This is a genomic window from Pseudoxanthomonas sp. 68-E7, from assembly GCF_057773145.1.
Genome location: NZ_JBYMTI010000002.1, coordinates 170243 through 189274 on the forward strand (window position 1 = coordinate 170243; position 19032 = coordinate 189274).

Here is a 19032-nt window from a genome sequence, read left to right on the forward strand (position 1 = left end):
GTGGCGGCGTCACGGAATGCGCGGTGGCGGGAACCGGCGCATCGCGCGGAAGATTCCGATCGCGATGCGCCGTTGCTCCATTGTCAGTGCCGTCCTTGACGTGGATTTGACGATGCGGGGCGGCTGCGCGATTCATTCGCCGGCTCGCCCATGCTGACCTGCACCACGCTGTTGGCGTCGTAGCCGTCGTCGTCGCGCCGCGGCGCCGCGCTGCCCGCGTCGGCGCCGAAGCCGATCACCTGCACGCTGATGACCGATGGGCGATTGCGAGCGGTCTGCCGCTTGACCATGTCCTGTGCCGCCTGCACCGCGCTGGTGGCGGCGGAACTGGCGTTGGACAGCGCGCTGACGTTCACCGAGGCGACCACCGGAATGCCCTTGGCCTCGCCCTGCACCTGGATGTTCTCGGCATTGACCACGCGCAGCGCGGCGAGGTTGACGTTGCCGGAGACGCGGATGCCCGCCTCGCCCGCATCGATCGTGCCCAGCGGCGCGATCAGATCCACGTCGCCCGGCGGCACTTCGGCGATCGGGTTGAGCGTGGCGATGCCCGCGCCGGTGTTCGGCGTGGTCGGCGACAGCGAAACGTTGCCGATGGCGTCGTAGGCGCGCCGCTGCGGCGTGTACACGATGGTGGTCTTGCTGCCGCGGCCGGCGTTGATGTCGCCTTCCGCCGACCACGCCAGGATGTTGCCGCCGAAGGTGGTGAAGATGCGGCTCTGGCCCAGCAGCAGGCTGCCCCGCGAGTAGATGTTGATGTCGCCGTCGCCCTGGGTCAGGACGCCGGAGCCTTCCGCCGGGGTGAACCCGCCGTCCACGCCGATCAGCGTGCGTCCACCCGGCACCAGCAGATTGATGTCGCCGCCGAAGTCGGTGTGGATGCCGGCGTCGAGGACCTTGTAGAACGGAACGTCGCTGGGCAGGCCGCGGGCGAACCATTCGTCCTCGCGGATGTAGCTCCGGCCCGGTCGCGGCCGCGCGGAGGCGGTCTCGCCGAAGTTCTCGTAATACGCCGCGCTGCTGAACATGGTCAGCCCGCCCTGGTAATGGATCGCGTTGCCGGCCTTGTCCTTGGCCGGCAGCAACGTGGCGATGGCCTCGCGTCCACGCAGGTAGCTGCCTTCGCGCGGTCCGCCCGCCTGGTTGTATTCGCGGCCACCGGCCTTGAGTTCGTTGTAGTAGGCATTGCGCAGGAACACGCGCTGCTGTTCCGGCGGCAGGGCGGCGAAGAACGCGCGCGCGTCCATCCGGCCGGCATCGAAATGCAGGCCCAGGCCGTTGGCGCCGCCGAAGCGCGTGGTGAGCCAGTTGACCAGGTGCAGGTCGCTCTCGCGCTGGAACTCGCGCGTCAGATTGCGGATGCTCGCGCTCCCGCCCGCCGCCAACGCGGCGTCGCGGGCCCGGTCCAGCTCGGCTTGTTTCCCGACCATGAACGCCTGCGCGCCGGCCTCGTCGCCACCGTAGCCGAACTCGCGCGCCAGCCACTGCGCCAAAGTCAGGCTGCCGTCGTAGATGCGCACCGCCTTGCCGGCCTGTTCGGCGAGCGGGCGTTCCGGATCGGCCAGGTTTGCCGGATCCAGGTAGCGCGCGGCGAAAGCGGCCCAATCCGCGCCATGCTCGCCCACCCCGGCCATCACGGTGATGCCCGCGCCGCTGCCACGGTCACCCGGCGTGATGTCGTAGACCGGGCCGATGCTGCGCAGTTCGCCCTTGTCGGCCATATACACGTCGCGACCGGCGGTGAGTTCCAGCTGGCCCGGGCCGGCGATGTAGAAGGTGCTGTAGCGGATGTCGCGTCCGGCCTCGACCACCGACACGTCGTCGGCGCTGGCGTGCACGATCAGATTGCCGCGCGAGGTGCCGGTGCCGATGTGGTCCGGCTTGTGCGGCGCGGACGGATCGAGGGTCGTCGGCGTGCCCAACCAGCCCAGCGAACCGATCATCTGCCCGTAGTTCTGGCCGAGCGTGTCGAACTGGCCCAACTGGGTGCCCGCGTTGACGATGTCGCGCCCCGCCCGGATTGCGACCGCGCCGCCGCCGTCGTACCAGGACGGATACTTGCCGCGCTCGCCGGTGTGCAGGCCGCGATAGACGATGCCGCCAAGCTGCAGGCCCACCAGATCCCCCTCGACCGCGTAGTAACGCGCGGGCTCGCGCCCCGCATACACATGGCCCGACGCGGTGGGCGGCGTGAACGAGAACAGCGGATAGGCCTGCGCCGTTCCGAGCGGCCCGCCGCCCCCGGCGGCGAACAGCACCGATGGCGCCACCGCGTCGGCACTGACGTTGTGCCAGATGCGACGCCCGTACCAGACGTTGTCGCCCAGGCCGATGAAGCCGGGATTGAAGGGACTGGGCAGCCGGGTCGGATCCGCGCCCGACATCGAGAAGCCGTTGCCGCCGGCGTAGATGGAATCGCGCGCCAGCAGCTCCAGCTGGCCGGCGCTTTCGACCACGAAACGCGCGTCCACCGGCGACGGCGCCAGCACCACGCCACTGGCATTGTTGTTGATCCCATAGAACAGGCTGCCGCTGGCGGCGACCGCGCGCACGATCGAGGGATAGATGAAATTGCCGTCGGTGGCCAGGAAATCGCTGAAGTCGCCGCGATCCAGTTCACCCAGCGTCGGCGTCAGATTGCCGCCGGCGGCGAACAGATCGACCGAGGTCGAGGGCGTCCACAGCGAGAACCAGTTCCAGCCGCCGCCGTCGCGCAGCGTGTCGTTGATGCGGTACGGCGTGCCGCCGTGGAACTGCGGCACCCGGCCGCCGTCGGCGGCGCCGGCCAGGACCAGATCGCCACGTGCGTCGATGCGCGCGGTCGCGTCGCCGAGCACCAGCAACGGGCCGCCGCCGGAGGTCGAGGTGATCGCGGTATAGACGTCGGAAGCGCGCGACTCCTTGGGATCCAGTCCGCCATAGCGCAGCTCGATGCCGCCGACCGAGCCGGCCTCCATGCGCAGCGCGCCCCGCAGGTTGGTGAAACTGCCGTTGAGATCCAGCCGGTGGACGTTGTTGACCGGGAAGGTATTCGCTTCCGGAAGCAGGTTGCCGACCGGGAAACTGCGCTGGGCCGGATCCGGGTTCAGGCCGCCACCGATGCGGATATCCAGATCGCCGCCGCCGGTCTGAACCAGCTCGCCGGACGCGGTCACCCTGCCGGTGCTGGCCACCGCCAGGTTCACGCCCTGGCTGCGGCTGATCACATAGCCCTGATCGCCGCGCCCCTGCAGCATGCCAGCGTCGCCGCCCGTCTCCAGCAGCAGGTTGCCGCCGCCCAGGGTGCCGAAACCGGTGAACGCCACCTGCCGCGGCATGATCTCGAACTGCGACATGCTGTTGTCGCGGCTCGACGCGACATAGGTGCCGAAGTTGATCCACCACGCGGTGGCCACGTTGCCGCCGGCGTCGCCCACGCTGCCGCTGCCCTGGCGCCACAGCCAGTTGCCGACGGACGCGCTGCCGGTGAGCGGCATGGTCCGGTAGCCGTTCGCATCCTGACGGATCACGGTGGTCGGCTTGCCGAGGCTGTCGCCCATGATGTCGCCGCGCGCGCGCAGCAGCAGATTGCCGCCGGCTTCCGGGAACCACGCCTGGTACAGACTCTGGCCGCCACCGTCGACCAGGTGTTCGAACAGGCCGCCGCCCGCCCCCAGCACGGTCCCCTGCGCCGTCCTGCCTCGCGCCAGATTGAACGGATCGCTGCCGTCGGCGGCGGCCAGGCGCGCCGACGGCGTGCCGGCGGTGTAGATGCCGTACAGCGAGGTGGTCAGGATGTCGTCGCCCGAAACCAGCTTGAGATCGCCGGTGCCGGTGCGCACCACGCTGGCCAGTTGCTCGCGCACCGGCAGGGTCACGAATTCCATGTCCGGCGGCGTCGCCGGCGTGACCATCGCGGCCAGGTCGCCGTAGCCCCAGGCGTTCAGTTCACTCGGATCCTCGGCGATGATGCCCAGCATCTTCAGTTCGTCGACTTCCGCGGGCGTAATCACCGCGCCGGCCATGATCGGGAACGAGTAGCCGAACAGCGACACCAGATCGACGAATTCCGGGTTGGGCGCGTCGTCCCAGCGATACACCGCCGGCGAACCGGTGCCGGGCACCGGCAATTCCTGCATGCCCATGCCGTAGTGATTGTCGGACAGGCGCAGGCCGCCGGTGCGTTCGCGCGAGACCGCCAGGCGATCCGCCGCTTCCGGATCCGCGCCGCCGACCAGGGTGATGTCCCACGATTGCGAACCGGCCGCCAGCATCGGCGCCAGCGTCCACTGACGTCCCTGGTTGCCATCGGCGTCCTTGCCGCGCAGATCCACCAGCTGCACATCGCCCGGCAGCTTGACGTCGGTCTCGCTGGGAATGAAGGCGCCTTTGGCCAGCGCCAGATCGGCGGCCAGGGTCACCCCCGTGCCGCGCGAAGGCGCCGGCAACGCGACGCCGGCCGGCCAGATCATCTCGCCCAGGCGCGCGGCGACCGGCAGGCGCAGGCCCGCGCCCAGGCGGGTGTCGACCGGCAGGACGATCGCGTCGGCCAGCACCGTGCCGGCCGCGTACAGCAGCTGGCCGGCGGCGTCGAACACCGGACCGCCCAGCACGGTGCCACGCGCCAGCGTCATCGGCTGGGCCAGCGTCACCTCGGTCGGCAGCCGGGTCCCCGCCGCCACTTCCATGCCGTTGATGCGTACGTCGTAGTTGAGCACCTTGCCCGACGGGAACACCGTGCCCGCGACCAGGGTGACCATGCCGCCATGCGGCACGACCACGTCGGCGCCATGCGGCTGCCGGCCCCGGGTCAGGATCCAGCCCTGGTCGTCGAATCCCGCGGCCAGGCGCGAGCCGTCGAAGCCATCGCTGATGCTGCCGAACACTTCCAGATCGCCGCGCGCGCGGATCACCAGCGCGCCAGCCTCGCCCGAACCGCGCACGCCGGTCCGCTGCGAATGCGGATTGACGCTGGCGTAGCGGTGGCCGGACAGATCCAGATCGCCGTCCACGTGCAGGTTGCCGTCCGGATTGATGGCCGGATCGGTGCTGCTGACGATCTGGACGCCCGGACGCAGGTGGAACTGATCGCGATAGCCGCGCAGACCCGCCAGGCGATTTTCCATCAGGTCCGCATTGCCGAGCGCGGCGTTGAGGAAGATGGTGCTCTGGCCATGCAGGCGGTCCAGATAGTCCTGGTCGATGACCTGGTAGCTGCCGCCGTCGGTGGTGGCGTCGGTGCCGGGACGCGCGCTGTCGTCGCTGATGAAGGCATTGACGGTGATGGCCTTGGCGCCTTCGATGGCGATACCGCCGCGCGCATCGATGGCGATGTCATTCCCGCCCACGCGCGGCGCATTGAGCGCCACCGTGCCATAGCCGCGGTCGGCGCCGGCCACCCGCAGATCCATCCGCGCGCCGCTGTCGATCCGCAGCAGGCCGGTGCCGGAGTCCACCTCGATCGTCGCCCGGTTGGGCGCTTCGATGACCTGCCCGTAGCTGTCCCGGCGCAGCACGTCGGCGCTGGCATCCAGCACCGCGCCGCCGGTCAGGGTGACGCCGTCGCGCGCGGCGAGGCGGATACTGCCGGCCTGTTCGCCGCTCGCGTCGATCGTGCCGTTGACGGTGATCTGTCCCCGGTTGAGCGAGACGTTGATTTCATGCGCTTTCAGTTCGTTGCCGATGACCAGATCGCCCTCGCCCAGGCGGAAGCTGCGGCCGCCGGTCATGCCGTCGCCGGTCAGGCGCGCGTTGAGGCCGGCGAAATCGGCGATCCGGCGACCGTGCACGTCGATGCGCCCGGCCATGAACGGCACGTCGGTGCCACCGGCGTCGTAGTGGCCGCTGCTGGCGCCGAGGATGCGGCCGGCCAGATCCACCGTGCCGCCCTGCGCAATCGCGCTCAGCCTGCCGGCGCGGTTGAACCGCGCGGACAGATCGATCTGCGCCGTCGCGGACTGGCGCACGTCGCCCGCGCGGCTCTCCAGCACCACCTCGCCGCCCCAGCTGTACTTGCTGACATCGAAGAAGTCGAGCTTGCGGCCCGCCAGATCCAGCCGCGCGGCGTCGCCCAGCACCACCTCGTCCCGCGCGCTGAGGCCCAGCTTGCCGCTCGGCAGCCAGGCGACGCCATCGAACGACAGCCCTCCGCCGCGGCTGTCCAGCGCGATTTCCGCGCCCAGCGCGTCACTGGCGTTGGTGGCCGGCGTCGTCGTGGCGCTGCCGGAACCGGTCACGCGGATGTCGCCGCCCGCGGTGATGCGATTGACCGAACCGGCCGCGCCGGTCAGCAGCGGCGTGGCGATGTTCAGGTTGCCACCGTGGTAGGCGAAGGTCCTGCTCGCCGCATCCCAGTCGCCCTGCGACTGATACACCGACAGCGTTCCCTTGTGCGAAGCGGTCACCCGTTCGCTCGCGTTGAGGCTCACGCCGGCGAAGCCCAACGCCAGCCGGTCATGGCTGCGCACCGTGTCCGGCTGGCTCTTGGTCGCATGGCCGAAATCGATGACGCGGGCGTCGAACACCAGCTGGCCGCTGCCCGTGCCCGGTCCCTGCGCGACCACGTTGCCGCCGGGCAGGCGCGAACCCGTCCAGACCAGGGTGTCGGTGTGGATGCGGGCGACATCGCCGGCATCGCCATGGCCCAGGATCGCCGGAGTACCCAGCACCAGCTGCTTCAGCGCGGACTTGCCGGTGGCCGGATTGAACGTGGACAGGGTGACCGACTCGTAGAAGTTGATCGACTCGCGCGCGGTCAGCGCCAGGTTCTGCAACGCCGGTGCGCCGTTGCGGGTATCGCCGAGCAGCAGCCGGTCCAGGACCTGCTGGTTGAGGGTCATGCCCGCCGGCAGCGCGCCGCGGCGGGCCGCGTCGGCCAATGCGGTTTCGCTGCCGACATTGATGCCGCCGACCGCGAGCACCAGGTTGCGGGTGCCATAGCGGACCTCGTCGCCCAGCACGAAACGGTTGTCGGTGGCTGTGGCGATGGTGCCTTCCGAATACAGCCGGGTCTCGCCCTGGCAGGCCTTGCCGATCGCGCAGGTGCCGATCTCGATGGCGCCCGCGCCGTTGCCGTCCGAACTGGCCGCATCGGGCGCCAGCAGATCGAGCACGCCGTTGGAAACGGCGAGCATCGAATTGGCGCCCGGGCTGTACACGTAACCCTGTTCGGCGCCCAGGGTGGAAGCGCCCTTGCCCAGGGTGTTGATGCCGGCGCCCTGCTCCAGCGTGATCGCGCCGTCGACCCGGCTGGTGATCAGGAAGACATCGGTGCCCTCCAGCACCGCGCCCTCGCGCAGCACGATGCTGGCGGTCGAATTGCCCATGACGCCGACCTGGTTGGCTTTCTGCTGGCTGCCGGTATGGTCGCGCTGGGTGCTGGTCAGGCGTCCGCCGATGACCATGCGCGTGCCGCCGATGGCATTGAGCTCGCTGGCGTGGACCGAAACGCCGTTGAAGCCCTCGGTGGGCGCAGCGCCGTCGGCCAGGATCTCGTAGTTCCTGGCGTACCAGAGATTGGTCAGGCTGCCGTGTCCACCCGCTTCCGGCGTCGCCCGTACGGTGGCGTCGAAGCGCAACGCCGGCGCACCCAGCGCCCCCTCCTCGCTTCTTTCAATCAACCGCAGGCTGATCGCCTTGGCGTCGCGCTCCAGCAGCGCCCGCGGCACCCCGTCACGGGCGGCGCTGTCGATCGCGAACTGCGCGTAGGACGTCTCGTTGTACTGCGAATAGCTACGCAAGGTATCGGCCGAGGTCAGGATGACCTGCGTCGGCAGCGCGTCGCGCACGCCGGTGTTGGCGGTGCCCAGCTGCGCCGCCGTGCTCCAGGAACCGTTCCGCATCGCGGTGACGTTGCCGAACGGCGCGGCCGTGCCGGCCAGCCCGTTGATTTCGACGCGGAACGCGCCCGGCAGCAACGCATAGGTCGACGGCAACAGCGTGTAGGTACCCGGCGGCAGGCCCGGCACTCCGGCGCCGATGGTGATCTGGCGGCCCAGCGCGGGTGCGCCGGCGCCTTGCTCGCCCCCTACCGGCGCCTGCCCGGCCTGCACGCCCGGGACGATCGCATAGACCGGATTGGTGGACAGGCCGGGCAGGATGAAGCCGCTGCCATCGGCGGCCATCTGCACCAGTGGGTGCAGTCGCGCGTCGGTGGAGCCGCCGCGACCGGACAGGAACGCCGCACCGGTGAGTACGCCACCACCGGACAGGTCCACCGTCGCGCCCGCCTGCGCGTTCACCGCAGACGACTGGAACTCCACCTTGGGTTCGCTGCCGATGCCGTGGAAGTCCACGTCGGCGCCGTCGTACTGATAGACCAGGCCGTCGACGGTGCCGCCGTACGGCAGGGTCAGGCCACGCGCGCTGACCGAGGTGATGCTGCCCGGCAGCAGATTGACCAGACCGGTCTTGCCGCTGTTGTCCGCGCTGCCGAGGGTGATGCTGCCCAATGGCGCCCGCAGCACGCCGCCCTGGTTGACGGTGGCGGCGGAGAAGCTCATCGCGCCGAACACGCTGTAGGGCATCGGCGGCAATTCGGTGCCGACCCGGGCGATGTCGAGGCGGCTGTCCGGATCGTAGTAATGCTCCAGGTTGTTCCACTGGTTGACCCGGCTGCGCAGGCCGACGACGACGCTGCCGCTGCCGTAGATCTGGCGCGCCGCCAGCGTGGCGTTGCCCGGCGAGAACAGCTTGGCGCCGCGCAGGCGCAGATCGCCCCGGCTGTGCATCTGCAGGGCTTCGAATGCGTCGCGCCGGACTTTCAGCGGCGTGCCGCCGTTGTGGACGATCTCGCCATTGGCGCCCATGCCGACTTCGCCGACGAGGTCGATCAGATCCGCTTCCAGCCGCAGCGTCGAACCCTCGGCGATGCCTGGCGCGCCCAGCGTGCCGGCGCCCGCGCCGGCATTGCGGGAACCGAACACCGGATTGGGCATCATCTCGCCGTCGCCCTGCCGACGCGCGCTGCCGGACACCCTCAGATAGGGCGCGGCGAGCGTCACCCGGCTGTCGCGGGCGGCGTCGACGCCCAGACCGATGCCGCTGGCGGTGAGATGGAGCGCCTGCCGCATGCGCAGATCGATGTCGCCGGCGAAGCTCAGCAGGCCATTGACGTACAGCGAGGTGGTATCGAATCCGCCCGCGTGGATGGCGTCCACGCCGTAGCGTGCCTGGCCGTAGCGCAGGCTGTCGTGCGCCACGCCGGCTTCGGCGTCCGCCGCCAGCCCGCTGCCGCCGTAGTGCTGTTCCAGCAGCAGTTCGCGCGGCACGCGCACGCCGTCGTCGACGTCGTTCCCCAGATAATCCCAGCGGCCGACTTCACGATAACGCGGCGTCTCCAGATTGAGCGCCAGCGTGCCGCCGGCCGCGCCGGCGCCGCCGGCGAGCGCGCGCAACTGGCCGTCGATGTACAGGCCGTTGCTCGCGCTCAGCGCGATGACGCCGCCATGGCTCGGAATGAGCGTGCTGCCCAGGCCCGGCAGATCGAGCGTCGCCTGCGCGCCCGACGCCTCCAGGCGCGCGCCGGCGCGAACCACCAGGAAGGCATCCACGGCATCGATGTCGCGCGCATCCAGATTGTGGTGCGCGCCGATTTCGATGGTGCCGCCGTCGAGCACCTGGCCAAAACGACGGCCCTGCGCATCGACGCCGGTGTAGGCGCGCCCGGAGACATCCAGCAGCGCCTGATCGCCGATCCAGATCGAGCGCGCGTTCGGCTGCCCGTTCGGACGATTCCTTTGAATCCCCTGCCCCGACTCGCCGGGCAGGATGGAAATGCGCCCGCCGTGCGCCCGCAGTTCGCCCTCGACGGTGATCTGATCGTTGGCGGTCAAGCGGATCGACTGGCCCGGGTCCACCGCGATGCGACTGCCCTTGCCGATGTCCAGAAGACCGTTGGCGTAGATCGAACCGGCGACCAGCGACAGGCTGGCGCCGGGACGCAGCGTGGTGCGCCCCTTGGCGGCGTCATCCTGCTGCAGCGGTGGCAGCCAGGGGGTCAGGACATCGGCGGGATCCGCGCCGGTCGCGATCTGGCGCGCGCGTTCGCGATCGTGGTCGAGCACCGGCATCACCACCGAAAGATCGGTACCCGACGGGACGATCACGCCGTCACGCCCCTGCACCGCGTAGGACTTGAAGCCGGACTGGAACAGATCGCCGTCCAGGGTCAGGAACGGCAGCACGTCGACGGCGTCAGGCCACGCCGTGCCGGGCGGGATGCGCTGGCCACGCGGCACCACGATCGCCGTGGTCGCGATGCTGCCCGCGGTATAGGTCGCGGTGTGCGAATGGATGGGCAGGCCATCCGGGAAGACGTCGCGCGGCACGACGAAGCCGGCGTCCAGTTCGGTGATCGTGTGCAGCACCGTGCCGGCCGGCAGCACCGTGCCCGCGTGGCGATAGACGCCATCGGCCGTCACCACCGTCACCGGCACGCGCCAGCTGGCCTGCAGGGTGACCGGATTGCCTTCACTGATGAGCGGACGCGTGCGTACCGGGACCGCCTGGCCGCCCATCACGCGGGTGATCGTGACGCTGAAATCGAGCGGAATCCGCTCACCGGGTTCGATCACGTAGTCGTCGGCCAGGCGCAGGGGAAGCTGGCTGGTTTCGCCCGCGGGCAGCCGTTCGATCGCCTGCGGCGCGTCGCCGCCAATGCTGATCAGGGTGCCGTTCTCGATGTTGAGCCGCCCGCCGCCCTTGACGCCATAGCCACGCACCTTGCCGTCCAGCGCAAGCACGCCGGTGCCGCCGTTCATGCCGGCGGCCAGCGTCACGTTGCCGCCACGCCCTCCCTGCAGGCGGTCATCCACGGCGAGGGTTGCGCCCGAGGACACGTCGATCAGGCTGTCCTTGCCCAGGATCACGTTGCCGTCGCTGCGCAACGACACGCTGCCGCCGTCCACGAACGGCAGGCCGGCGATGTCGTTGCCGTCGCGCTGCTGGTTGTTCCAGACGCCACGCGCATCCAGGGTGACGCCATCGGCCAGGCTCACCTGGCGCAGATGGCCCTCCGGCGTGACCTCGCTGATCGCGATGTCCAGCCATTCGCCTCCGCCGCTGGTGGTTCTCTGGGTGACGATGTTGCCCAGGCGGATGCTGCCGCTGCGTGCGGTCAGATCCGCATTGACGTCCACCTGGCTGGCGTGCAGCGCGATCGTGCCGCCCGGCGAGACCGTGAGCGCCTCGTCCACCCGCACGCCGCCGCGCGCGTAGACTTCCAGCCCCCCGAGCCCCTGGCGATTCAACCAGGCCGTGTCCAGCGCGACGCGCCCGGCCTGCGGTTCGGCGCCCCGCGCGGCGGTGCCGATGGTCACCGTGTTGACGACGGCGCCCGGCGAATGGCGCAGGTCGCCGGAGTCCTTGTCGTAAACCGGCTGATGGCTGCCGATCACCAGCGTCGAGCCCCGCGCGACCGCGTTCTGCGCCTGCTGATAGCTTTCCAGCGCGGCGTCGCGCGCACGCTGCTGGCGATCGCCCTGGAAGGTGCTGCCTTCGACATCGCCTTCCAGCACCGCGCCGCGGGTCGCCACCACCAGCTTGCCGGCGTCACGGCCCACCACGTAGCCGCTCTCCAGGCGCGTGCGCGGCGCGATCAGCGGGTTGTAGTAGTACGACGTGGTCTGCGAGCCCCAGCGTTCATGACGATCCTCGAAGCCCTTGTAGAGGCCGGTGTAGATCAGATCGCCGGGCGCATTGGAGGCGTTGTAGAGCCTGCCGTCGGCGCCCTTGAGAAACGTCTGGTTGACCCGTCCGGTCTGCACGTCCAGGGTGCCGCCGGACAGATTGATCCGGGAGCCCTCGCGGGTGACCACTTCGCCGCCGCTGAACTGCACCGTGCCGCCCTGCGCGGACCATTCGCCGATGCCGTGGCCGGTGACGCCGAGATAGCCACCGACCTCCAGCAGGCCGCCCGCGGTGTACCAGCGATCGGTCTCGTAGCCATTGGTACCGGCCGGCACCAGCACCAGATCGCGCCGGTCCAGCCATATGTTGCTGTTGTTGAGGCGCTTGTCGTCGCGGTTGCCGGACGCGTCGCGCTGTTCATTGCCCTGCACGTTGATCAGGACATTGTTGGCTTCCATGGCGATGCGCACGCCGACCGCGCCAGACACGTCGATGCGCGCGCCGTCGGCCACCGTGGACCGGCCCGCCGCTTCCACCAGCACCTGGCCGCCGGTGGCGAGGGTCAGCGACTGGCCCTGGAAATCAACGTCGCCGCCGCTGCTGATCCGGATCAGCGACTGGTCGCGGCGATGGGTGAGGTTGCCGTCCGGCTTGTCGGTGTCGCGCACGAGGGTTTCGCGCTGCACGTCCAGCGCGGTGGTCGCGCTTTCGTCCAGCACCACCGCGGTGACACTGTCCTTGTCCAGGGTGATGCGGCCGTCGGTATTACCGGCCGCATTGGTCAGGTGGACGGTGCCGCGCGCGTGCACGGACGTGGTCGCCACCACCGTACCCTGCTGGCGCACGTCGTCGCCGATCAGGCTGATGTCGCCGGTGGCCGCCTGGATCAGGCCGGTGTTGCCGACCAACCCGGTCGCCGTGTTGCCGCCCGCCGGCAGGCGCAGCGTGGAGACCAGGTTTCCGCGCGTGGTCGAGGCCTGGTTGCCATCGGTATCCATGCCCTTGCGGATGACGAAGGCATCGCCGGCGGCGAGCGTGGTCTGGCCGTTGGCCGTGGTGATCTGGCCGTGGTTCTGGACCTGCTGGCCCAGCAGCAGTACATAGCCACCGCCCTCGGTCACCGACTTGGGCACGTGGGTGGTGATCTGCGCGCCCTGCTCGACGGTGATGCCGGCGGTTGCCGCCCCATAGCGGAAACTGCTGGCCGTGGAAGCCAGATCGTTGGCGAAGGTGGGAATGAAGTCCTTGCCCTGCGCCTGGCTGTAGAGACCGTTGCGGAACTGCGCATCGTTGATGTTGACGGCCGACGCGGCGAGATTCTTGACGTTGACCTGGCTGGTGCCGTTGAACACCACGCCGTTGCGGTTGATCAGGAACACGGTGCCGTCGGCCTTGATCTGGCCCTGGATCTGCGATGGCCGCGCGTTCGGATCATTGATGCGGTTGAGCACCGACCAGGCCGCGTCCTGCTTGAAGTCGACCGTGGTGTTGCGGCCGACGTTGAAGGTTTCCCAGTTGAGGATGGCCTTGTCGGCGGTCTGCTCGATGGTGACGGTGGTCTTGCCGTCGGCCACCTGCTGGGTCGGATCCTTGGCGTTGTGCCAGCCGCGGGTGAGCGCATCCTGGTCGATCTTCAGGCCGCCTTCGCCCAGTCCATCGGGGATGTTCGGCGCGCGCAGGCGCGCCGCGTCGCGCGCGGCCTGCTGCATGCGCTGCTGCATGGCGATGGCCTGCGCGGCGGTGCCCAGGTTTTCCAGCGAGGTCTTGAGTTTCTCGCGCGCCTCGCGGTTCTGCTGTTCGGGGCGCGGCAGGTTGCTCGGCTGTCCGTTGGGCAGCCGTCCGGATTGGCTGGCGCTCTGCTGGTTGGCGCCCTTGGCGGCGAACCAGGCCGGGCTGAAGGCCTGCTGCGCGCCGGCGGTTCCGATCATGCCGCCGGCAACCAGCAATGCGGTGATCGCATGGGCCAACGGCTTGATGCCCAGGCCATCGGCCGTGGAAGGAGTGCCCGTGCGTTGCGCCTGCTTCACCATTGCTCTCACCCGTGGAATGTCGTTCGCTGGATGCGCTTGCCGCTTCTTCCCATGCCCGTGTCGAACACGGTGGGATGCGTCGTGCGCGTTACGATGGGTAAGACCGCCGCCGGTGACGACGACTGAACCGTTGCAACAAAAAATTCATCTGCCTGATGGCGAATCGCTGTTCGACGGCGGATTTCATGTTTCCGTCATCTCCAGGTGCTAGGCAGGACGTGGCTGACGCGTCTTGCGTCGCGCGTGTTCAACCCAGCAGGGTCAGCCCGCCGGGCATGGTCGTGACGCGCGCGCCGTAGACGTCATGGACCAGGTCGAGAAAGGTGTCGGGCTGCGCGGTGGGAATGCGCGCCTGCACTTTCCGACGCCCCAGCTCCGCGCGCGTGATCAGGATCCGCCCGGGTCGATAGCGATTGATCTCGTCGACCACGCGCGCAAGCGGCTCGTTGTCGAACACCAGGAAGCCGTGCCGCCAGGCGTCGACCCGCGCCGGGTCCACCGGCGCCACCGATGCGATCCGGGCCTGCGCCAGGCGTGCCTGCCACGCCGGTTCCAGCACCACCGTGCGTCCGCCCTGCTCCACCCGCGCCTGCCCGGCCAGACAGGTGATCAGGCGATCCTCGGCGACGCAGCGCAGGTTGACGCGCGATCCCGGGACCAGCGTGACCACGCCCGCGTCCAGCCATACGCGCAGCGGCGATGCCGCGGCCACCGGTACGCTGAACTGGGCTTCGCCCTGCACCAGTTCCAGCGAAGGCGAACCGGCGCGGTGATTCCGGTCAAGCGCGGTGCGCGCGCCCAGTTCCACCTTGACGCCGTCGATGTCCAGTGCGCGTTGCTCGCCCACCGCGGTGCGATAGTCGGCGGCGACCTCCTCCCACTCCGGCCACAGCCCGAGCGGGGAGCGCGCGATCAGCCAGCCGGCGGACGCGGCAACCGCGCCGCCGACGAAGGCGCGCCGTCCTAGGTTGATCGCGCGCGGCCGGCGTGAGGCCCGCGATGCGCCGGGAGGTTCGGCAAGCCCGGCCGGCGACGGTCGCGACGGCAGTGCCCGCAGGGGCGGCGCGGCGGCGGCACTTTCGGCCGCGACGGCCGCCGCCGGTTCTATCGCCGCCCAGAGCCGGCGCGCCTCGGCGAACGCGCGCGCATGCAGCGGTTCCGCACGCCAGCGACGGAACGCGTCGGCATCCAACGTCGTCGCCTGCCCCGAATGCAGGCGCAGCAGCCAGTCACGCGCCTGGGCGCGTGCCCTGGATGCCTGCGGAGATTCGTCCGGCCTCATATCCATCACGACTGTTTTCCTGCGCCGGGACCGAACCGCTGCACCACCCGGCGATCCAGGCGGGTGGCGCAGTGCTGCAACGCCTTCTTCAGATCCTTGCCGATCATCCGCAGCGAAACGCCATGGCGGCGCGCGATCGCGTCCAGCGGCTCCTGTTCGACCCGCGCGGCCAGCAGGATGGCGCGCTGGCGGCGCGGCAGTTCCCGCAGCGCCTCGGCCAGCACCGCGATCTCCGCCTGTCCCAGCGCCACGCTGGCCGGATCCTGGTCGTCGACCACCTCGTCCATCAGCGCTTCGATCTCCATGCCGGTAAGGACACGCGCCTGCGCCACCCGTTGATCGGTGGCGGCATTGACCGCCATGCGGAACAGGTACGCCACCGGATTGCGGTCCGGCTGCGCGTTCTCGCGCATGCGCTCCACCCGCAGCCAGGTTTCCTGCAACGCCTCCAACGCCAGATCGTCCGAGCCCAGGCGCCGACGCAGCCGCTTGCGGAATTCCTCGTAGTGATCGAGCAGCAAGGTCCGCAGGCCGGCGCTCATCGTCCACCTCCCGCGCACGGCGGCGTCGAATCCGCGCTCTCCGGCAGCAGGGTCAGGGTGATGGGCTGCGGTAGATCCTCCGGCAAGCCCGGCAGCGACCGCCCCGCCACGCGCGCCAGGATGGCGCGATCGCGCAAGGCATCGCCGCTGGACGCCTGCAGTTCCGCCTCGCCGATGCGGCCCCGCGCGTCCACGCGGAACCGGATCATGGCGCGATAGCCGCCCGGACGCGTCAATGGATCCGCGCACAAGGCGTCCTCCAACCCGCGTTGGAGCATCCTCGCGGCGCGCTGTCGGGAACGATCGCCGCCCCTGCGGGGTACTTCATTCGCGGGCGGCGCGGGCATGGCGGAATCCACCGGCACCATCATCAGGGTGAAGGCGTCATCGCCCACGAAACGCGGCGCCAATCCGGTACCCGCCAGCATCCGCCGCAACGCGTCGTCGTCACTGAAGCGCCCGCGCACCGCCGTCGAACGCAGTCCGGCGAGCGTGGGCGCATCGACCAGCACCGCCAGTCCGGTCAGCTGGCCATACGCCTGCAAGGCCCGCTCCAGCGGCTGCGCGGGCAGATCGAACCAGCGCCGCGAATCCGAATCTCCGGCGTGGACGGCGAACGGCGACAGCAACGCCGCCAACAGCATCGCGAACTTCGGCATCCTTCGATGCCGGTTCGCCTCGCGGCGCGGTTCCAGAGGGGCAGCGGTCGTCCCGCGAATGACTGTCATCAAACTGCAGGCGGAACGCGCCAGTATCGATACGCCGAGCACGGCACACTATTCGGCCATCGTTGCAGTCCGGTGACATCCATGCCACGAACCTTTCTCCTCGCCACGATGCTCTGGATGATGGCCGGCGGCATCGCGTCCGCCGCCGAACCGGCAACGGCGACGCCGTCCGTCGCCACGGCAATGAAGGGCGAGCCGAAGGAAAGCGCGCAATGCGTCGACGTCCAGGTCAACGGCGAGCGCGTGCCCGATTACGCCTGTCTCGGCCAGTTGATGCGCACGACGCCGGCGACCACGCCGCCTCCGGCGTCCCCGGGTTCCGAACGCATCGCGCGACGCCCGCCCACCGGACTCGGCCTGGCGCATCGCGCCGCCACCCAGCAGCGCATGGGCAATGCCTTCGGCGTCTCCACCCGCCCGCAGCGCCCGCCGCCGCCTCCGCCGCCGCCCGTGATTCCGGGGCGTTGATCGCAACCACCGCGTTCACTCCGTCGTGCGGGCATCCGTGGCCGTCGCGGCCGCGTCGCCTTCGACCTCGCGGAGCGACAGGCCCAGCACCAGCGGCTGGCGCATGTCCGCAGGCGGCCGCGCAAGGCGGGTGCTGCGCAGCAGCGTCGCGAGCGCCGCATCGGCGTCGGTATCGCCCAGCGAGGCGAACTCGCTGCGCTCGATCGCGCCGCCAGCATCGATCCAGAGCTTCACCACGACGGGATCCTGGCGTTGCGACCGCGTCGCCGAACGTTCCATCCAGCCATGCAGCTCCGCGACCGTCGCGCTTCCGTCCGCCAGTCGCTGCTGCAATGTTTCACCAGCCTGCCGCGCGTAGGCCAGCCAGTGCGCGGGAACTTCCGCCGCCGCGGCGGTCGCCGCCACCAGCACGCCCCACGCCATCGCCGCGGCCAGCCATCGGCGCAACATGCCGATGCCACCGCGACCTGATCCATGCCTGTTCTCGATGCCGGAATCCTTCATCGCCGTCCGCCGTTGCCAAACCGGCGGAATATGCGCCACGAAGATGACAATCCGGTTGCGTCTGGCCGGTCGTCGCGGCGGCATGGCCGGCTCCCGCCGCGGCTTGCGTAGCTTCTTCCTGTGCGGCCCGGACCGCGGGCCGGGTGAGGCAGTCCCGATGAGGAAGCCAACCTGTGATCGCATGGAAGGAACGTCGGCATGTTGATCGACTATCGACACGCTTCCGCCCCCGATGACTTCGACGCCCATCTGTGCATCGTGGGCGCCGGTCCGGCGGGGATCGCGATCGCACGCCAGTTCCTGGGCACGGCGCTGCGCGTCTGCCTGCTGGAGGGCGGCGGGCTGTCGGGCGATGCCGACAACCAGTCGCTCTATGCCGGTGAATCGATCGGCGTCCCGGCACTGGATCCCGCCGCCAGCCGCCTGCGCGCCTTCGGCGGCAGCACCAACGTCTGGGGAGGCGGCTGCATACCGCTGGGGCGCATGGATCTGGCGCCGCGCGACTGGGTGCCCTACAGCGGCTGGCCGATCTCCTATGCGGAACTGGAGCCCTACTACGCGCGCGCCCGCGATCTGTTCGCGATCGACGAGCACGAATTCGAGGCCGGTGGTTTCCTGACGCCGCCGGCACGGCAGCCCCCTGCGTTCGATCCGCGGCACCTGGTCAACCGGAATTTCGTGCTGAGCCCGGTGTTCTTCGGCTCCACCTATCGTGCGGAACTGGAGCGCGCGCCGAACATCCAGGTGGTTCTGCACGCCAACGTGCTGGAGCTGCAGGCCGACGCGCAGGGAGAACACGTGCAGCGGGCGCGCATCGGAACCTTGCAGGGCCGGCGTGGCCACGTTCGCGCGCATCGCTATGTGCTGGCCTGCGGCGGCATCGAGAACGCGCGCCTGCTGCTGCTTTCGAACTCGTCGGTACCGCAGGGCCTCGGCAATCGCCAGGACCTGGTGGGCCGCTATTTCATGGATCATCCGCGCGGGCGACTGGGCACCCTGCAGGCACGCGCGGTCACCCCGATCACCCGTCCCTATGACCGTTCTGGCGGCAAGGGCAGCGCGCCCGCCTTCCCGGAGCTGTGCCTGTCCGATGACGCGATGCGCGCGCATCGGCTGCTGGCCGGGCGCGTACGGCCGGTCGCCGTGGAGGGACCGGTGCCGCGTGGCATACACGCCGCGCGACGGCTGCGCTCGGCGCTGCGCAGGCCGCGCCCCGATGAAGGCCGTTCGCTGGAAGGACAGATGTCGCAGGCCCTGAGCTTCAACGCGCCGTCGGGGGATTCCACGCCCGACCGCGAGAACATCGCCCGGCTCGCGCTGGCCCTGGCGCCCGGCGTCGGTGATCTGGCGCGCGGCATGCTCAACAAGCTCGCCGACCGTCCGGTGGTGCGCCCGGATCATGTCGATGTGATCGGCTACTTCGAGCAGGCGCCCAATCCGGAAAGCCGCGTGCACCTGGGCGAAGAACGGGACGCGCTGGGGCAGCGGCGCGTCTGCATCGATTGGCGGCTCACGTCGCTGGACTGGCACACCTACCGGACCGCCGCGCACCTGTTCGGCGGCGAACTGTCGCGTGCAGGCGGCGGCGGAAGCTTCCAGGTCGAAGCGTGGCTGCGGGATAGCGGCACGCCGCAATTGCAGGGCACCGCCCACCACATGGGAACCACGCGGATGGCCGATGACCCCACCGAAGGCGTGGTCGACCGCAACCTGCGTGTCCATGGCATGGACAACCTGCATGTCGCGGGCAGCTCGGTGTTTCCGACCGGCGGCTGGGCATTCCCCACCTTCACCCTGGTCGCCCTCAGCATGCGCCTGGCCGAGCACCTGCGTGACTGCCTGTACCTGCTCTAGCCCGCCGTTCACGGCAG

Annotated in this window: 7 protein-coding genes; 2 read left to right on the plus strand and 5 right to left on the minus strand. The window is 69.9% G+C overall.

Annotated elements, in window-relative coordinates:
* Nucleotides 1-83: 83 nt before the first annotated feature.
* The 4 genes from AC3DE2_RS05415 to AC3DE2_RS05430 form a co-directional block, all read right to left on the minus strand.
* A complete protein-coding gene (locus tag AC3DE2_RS05415; protein WP_488425386.1) occupies nucleotides 84-13634 on the minus strand; it encodes a filamentous hemagglutinin family protein in 13551 nt (4516 codons plus the stop codon).
* Between the two features lie 250 nt (nucleotides 13635-13884).
* On the minus strand, nucleotides 13885-14925 hold the full coding sequence (locus AC3DE2_RS05420) for a DUF4880 domain-containing protein (RefSeq protein WP_295377592.1): 1041 nt from the start codon (nucleotides 14923-14925) through the stop codon (nucleotides 13885-13887).
* On the minus strand, nucleotides 14925-15461 hold the full coding sequence (locus AC3DE2_RS05425; protein WP_295377594.1) for an RNA polymerase sigma factor: 537 nt from the start codon (nucleotides 15459-15461) through the stop codon (nucleotides 14925-14927). Before AC3DE2_RS05425 ends, AC3DE2_RS05420 begins: the two co-directional genes overlap by 1 nt.
* The gene (locus AC3DE2_RS05430) at nucleotides 15458-16120 is read right to left on the minus strand and encodes a secretin and TonB N-terminal domain-containing protein (RefSeq protein WP_488425387.1); all 663 of its coding nucleotides are present in this window, start codon (nucleotides 16118-16120) and stop codon (nucleotides 15458-15460) included. The genes AC3DE2_RS05425 and AC3DE2_RS05430 overlap by 4 nt, the downstream gene beginning before the upstream one ends.
* Before the next feature lie 150 nt (nucleotides 16121-16270).
* Between AC3DE2_RS05430 and AC3DE2_RS05435 the strand changes: the two genes are divergently transcribed.
* The gene (locus AC3DE2_RS05435) at nucleotides 16271-16657 is read left to right on the plus strand and encodes a hypothetical protein (RefSeq protein WP_295377598.1); all 387 of its coding nucleotides are present in this window, start codon (nucleotides 16271-16273) and stop codon (nucleotides 16655-16657) included.
* Between the two features lie 15 nt (nucleotides 16658-16672).
* Here AC3DE2_RS05435 and AC3DE2_RS05440 read toward each other — a convergent pair whose 3' ends face one another.
* Nucleotides 16673-17107, minus strand: coding sequence for a hypothetical protein (locus tag AC3DE2_RS05440; protein ID WP_295377601.1), 435 nt, complete (start codon nucleotides 17105-17107; stop codon nucleotides 16673-16675).
* 252 nt (nucleotides 17108-17359) lie between these two features.
* On the opposite strand from AC3DE2_RS05440, the gene AC3DE2_RS05445 reads away from it, so the two are divergent.
* On the plus strand, nucleotides 17360-19015 hold the full coding sequence (locus AC3DE2_RS05445) for a GMC oxidoreductase (RefSeq protein WP_488425388.1): 1656 nt from the start codon (nucleotides 17360-17362) through the stop codon (nucleotides 19013-19015).
* The last annotated feature ends 17 nt before the right edge of the window (nucleotides 19016-19032 follow it).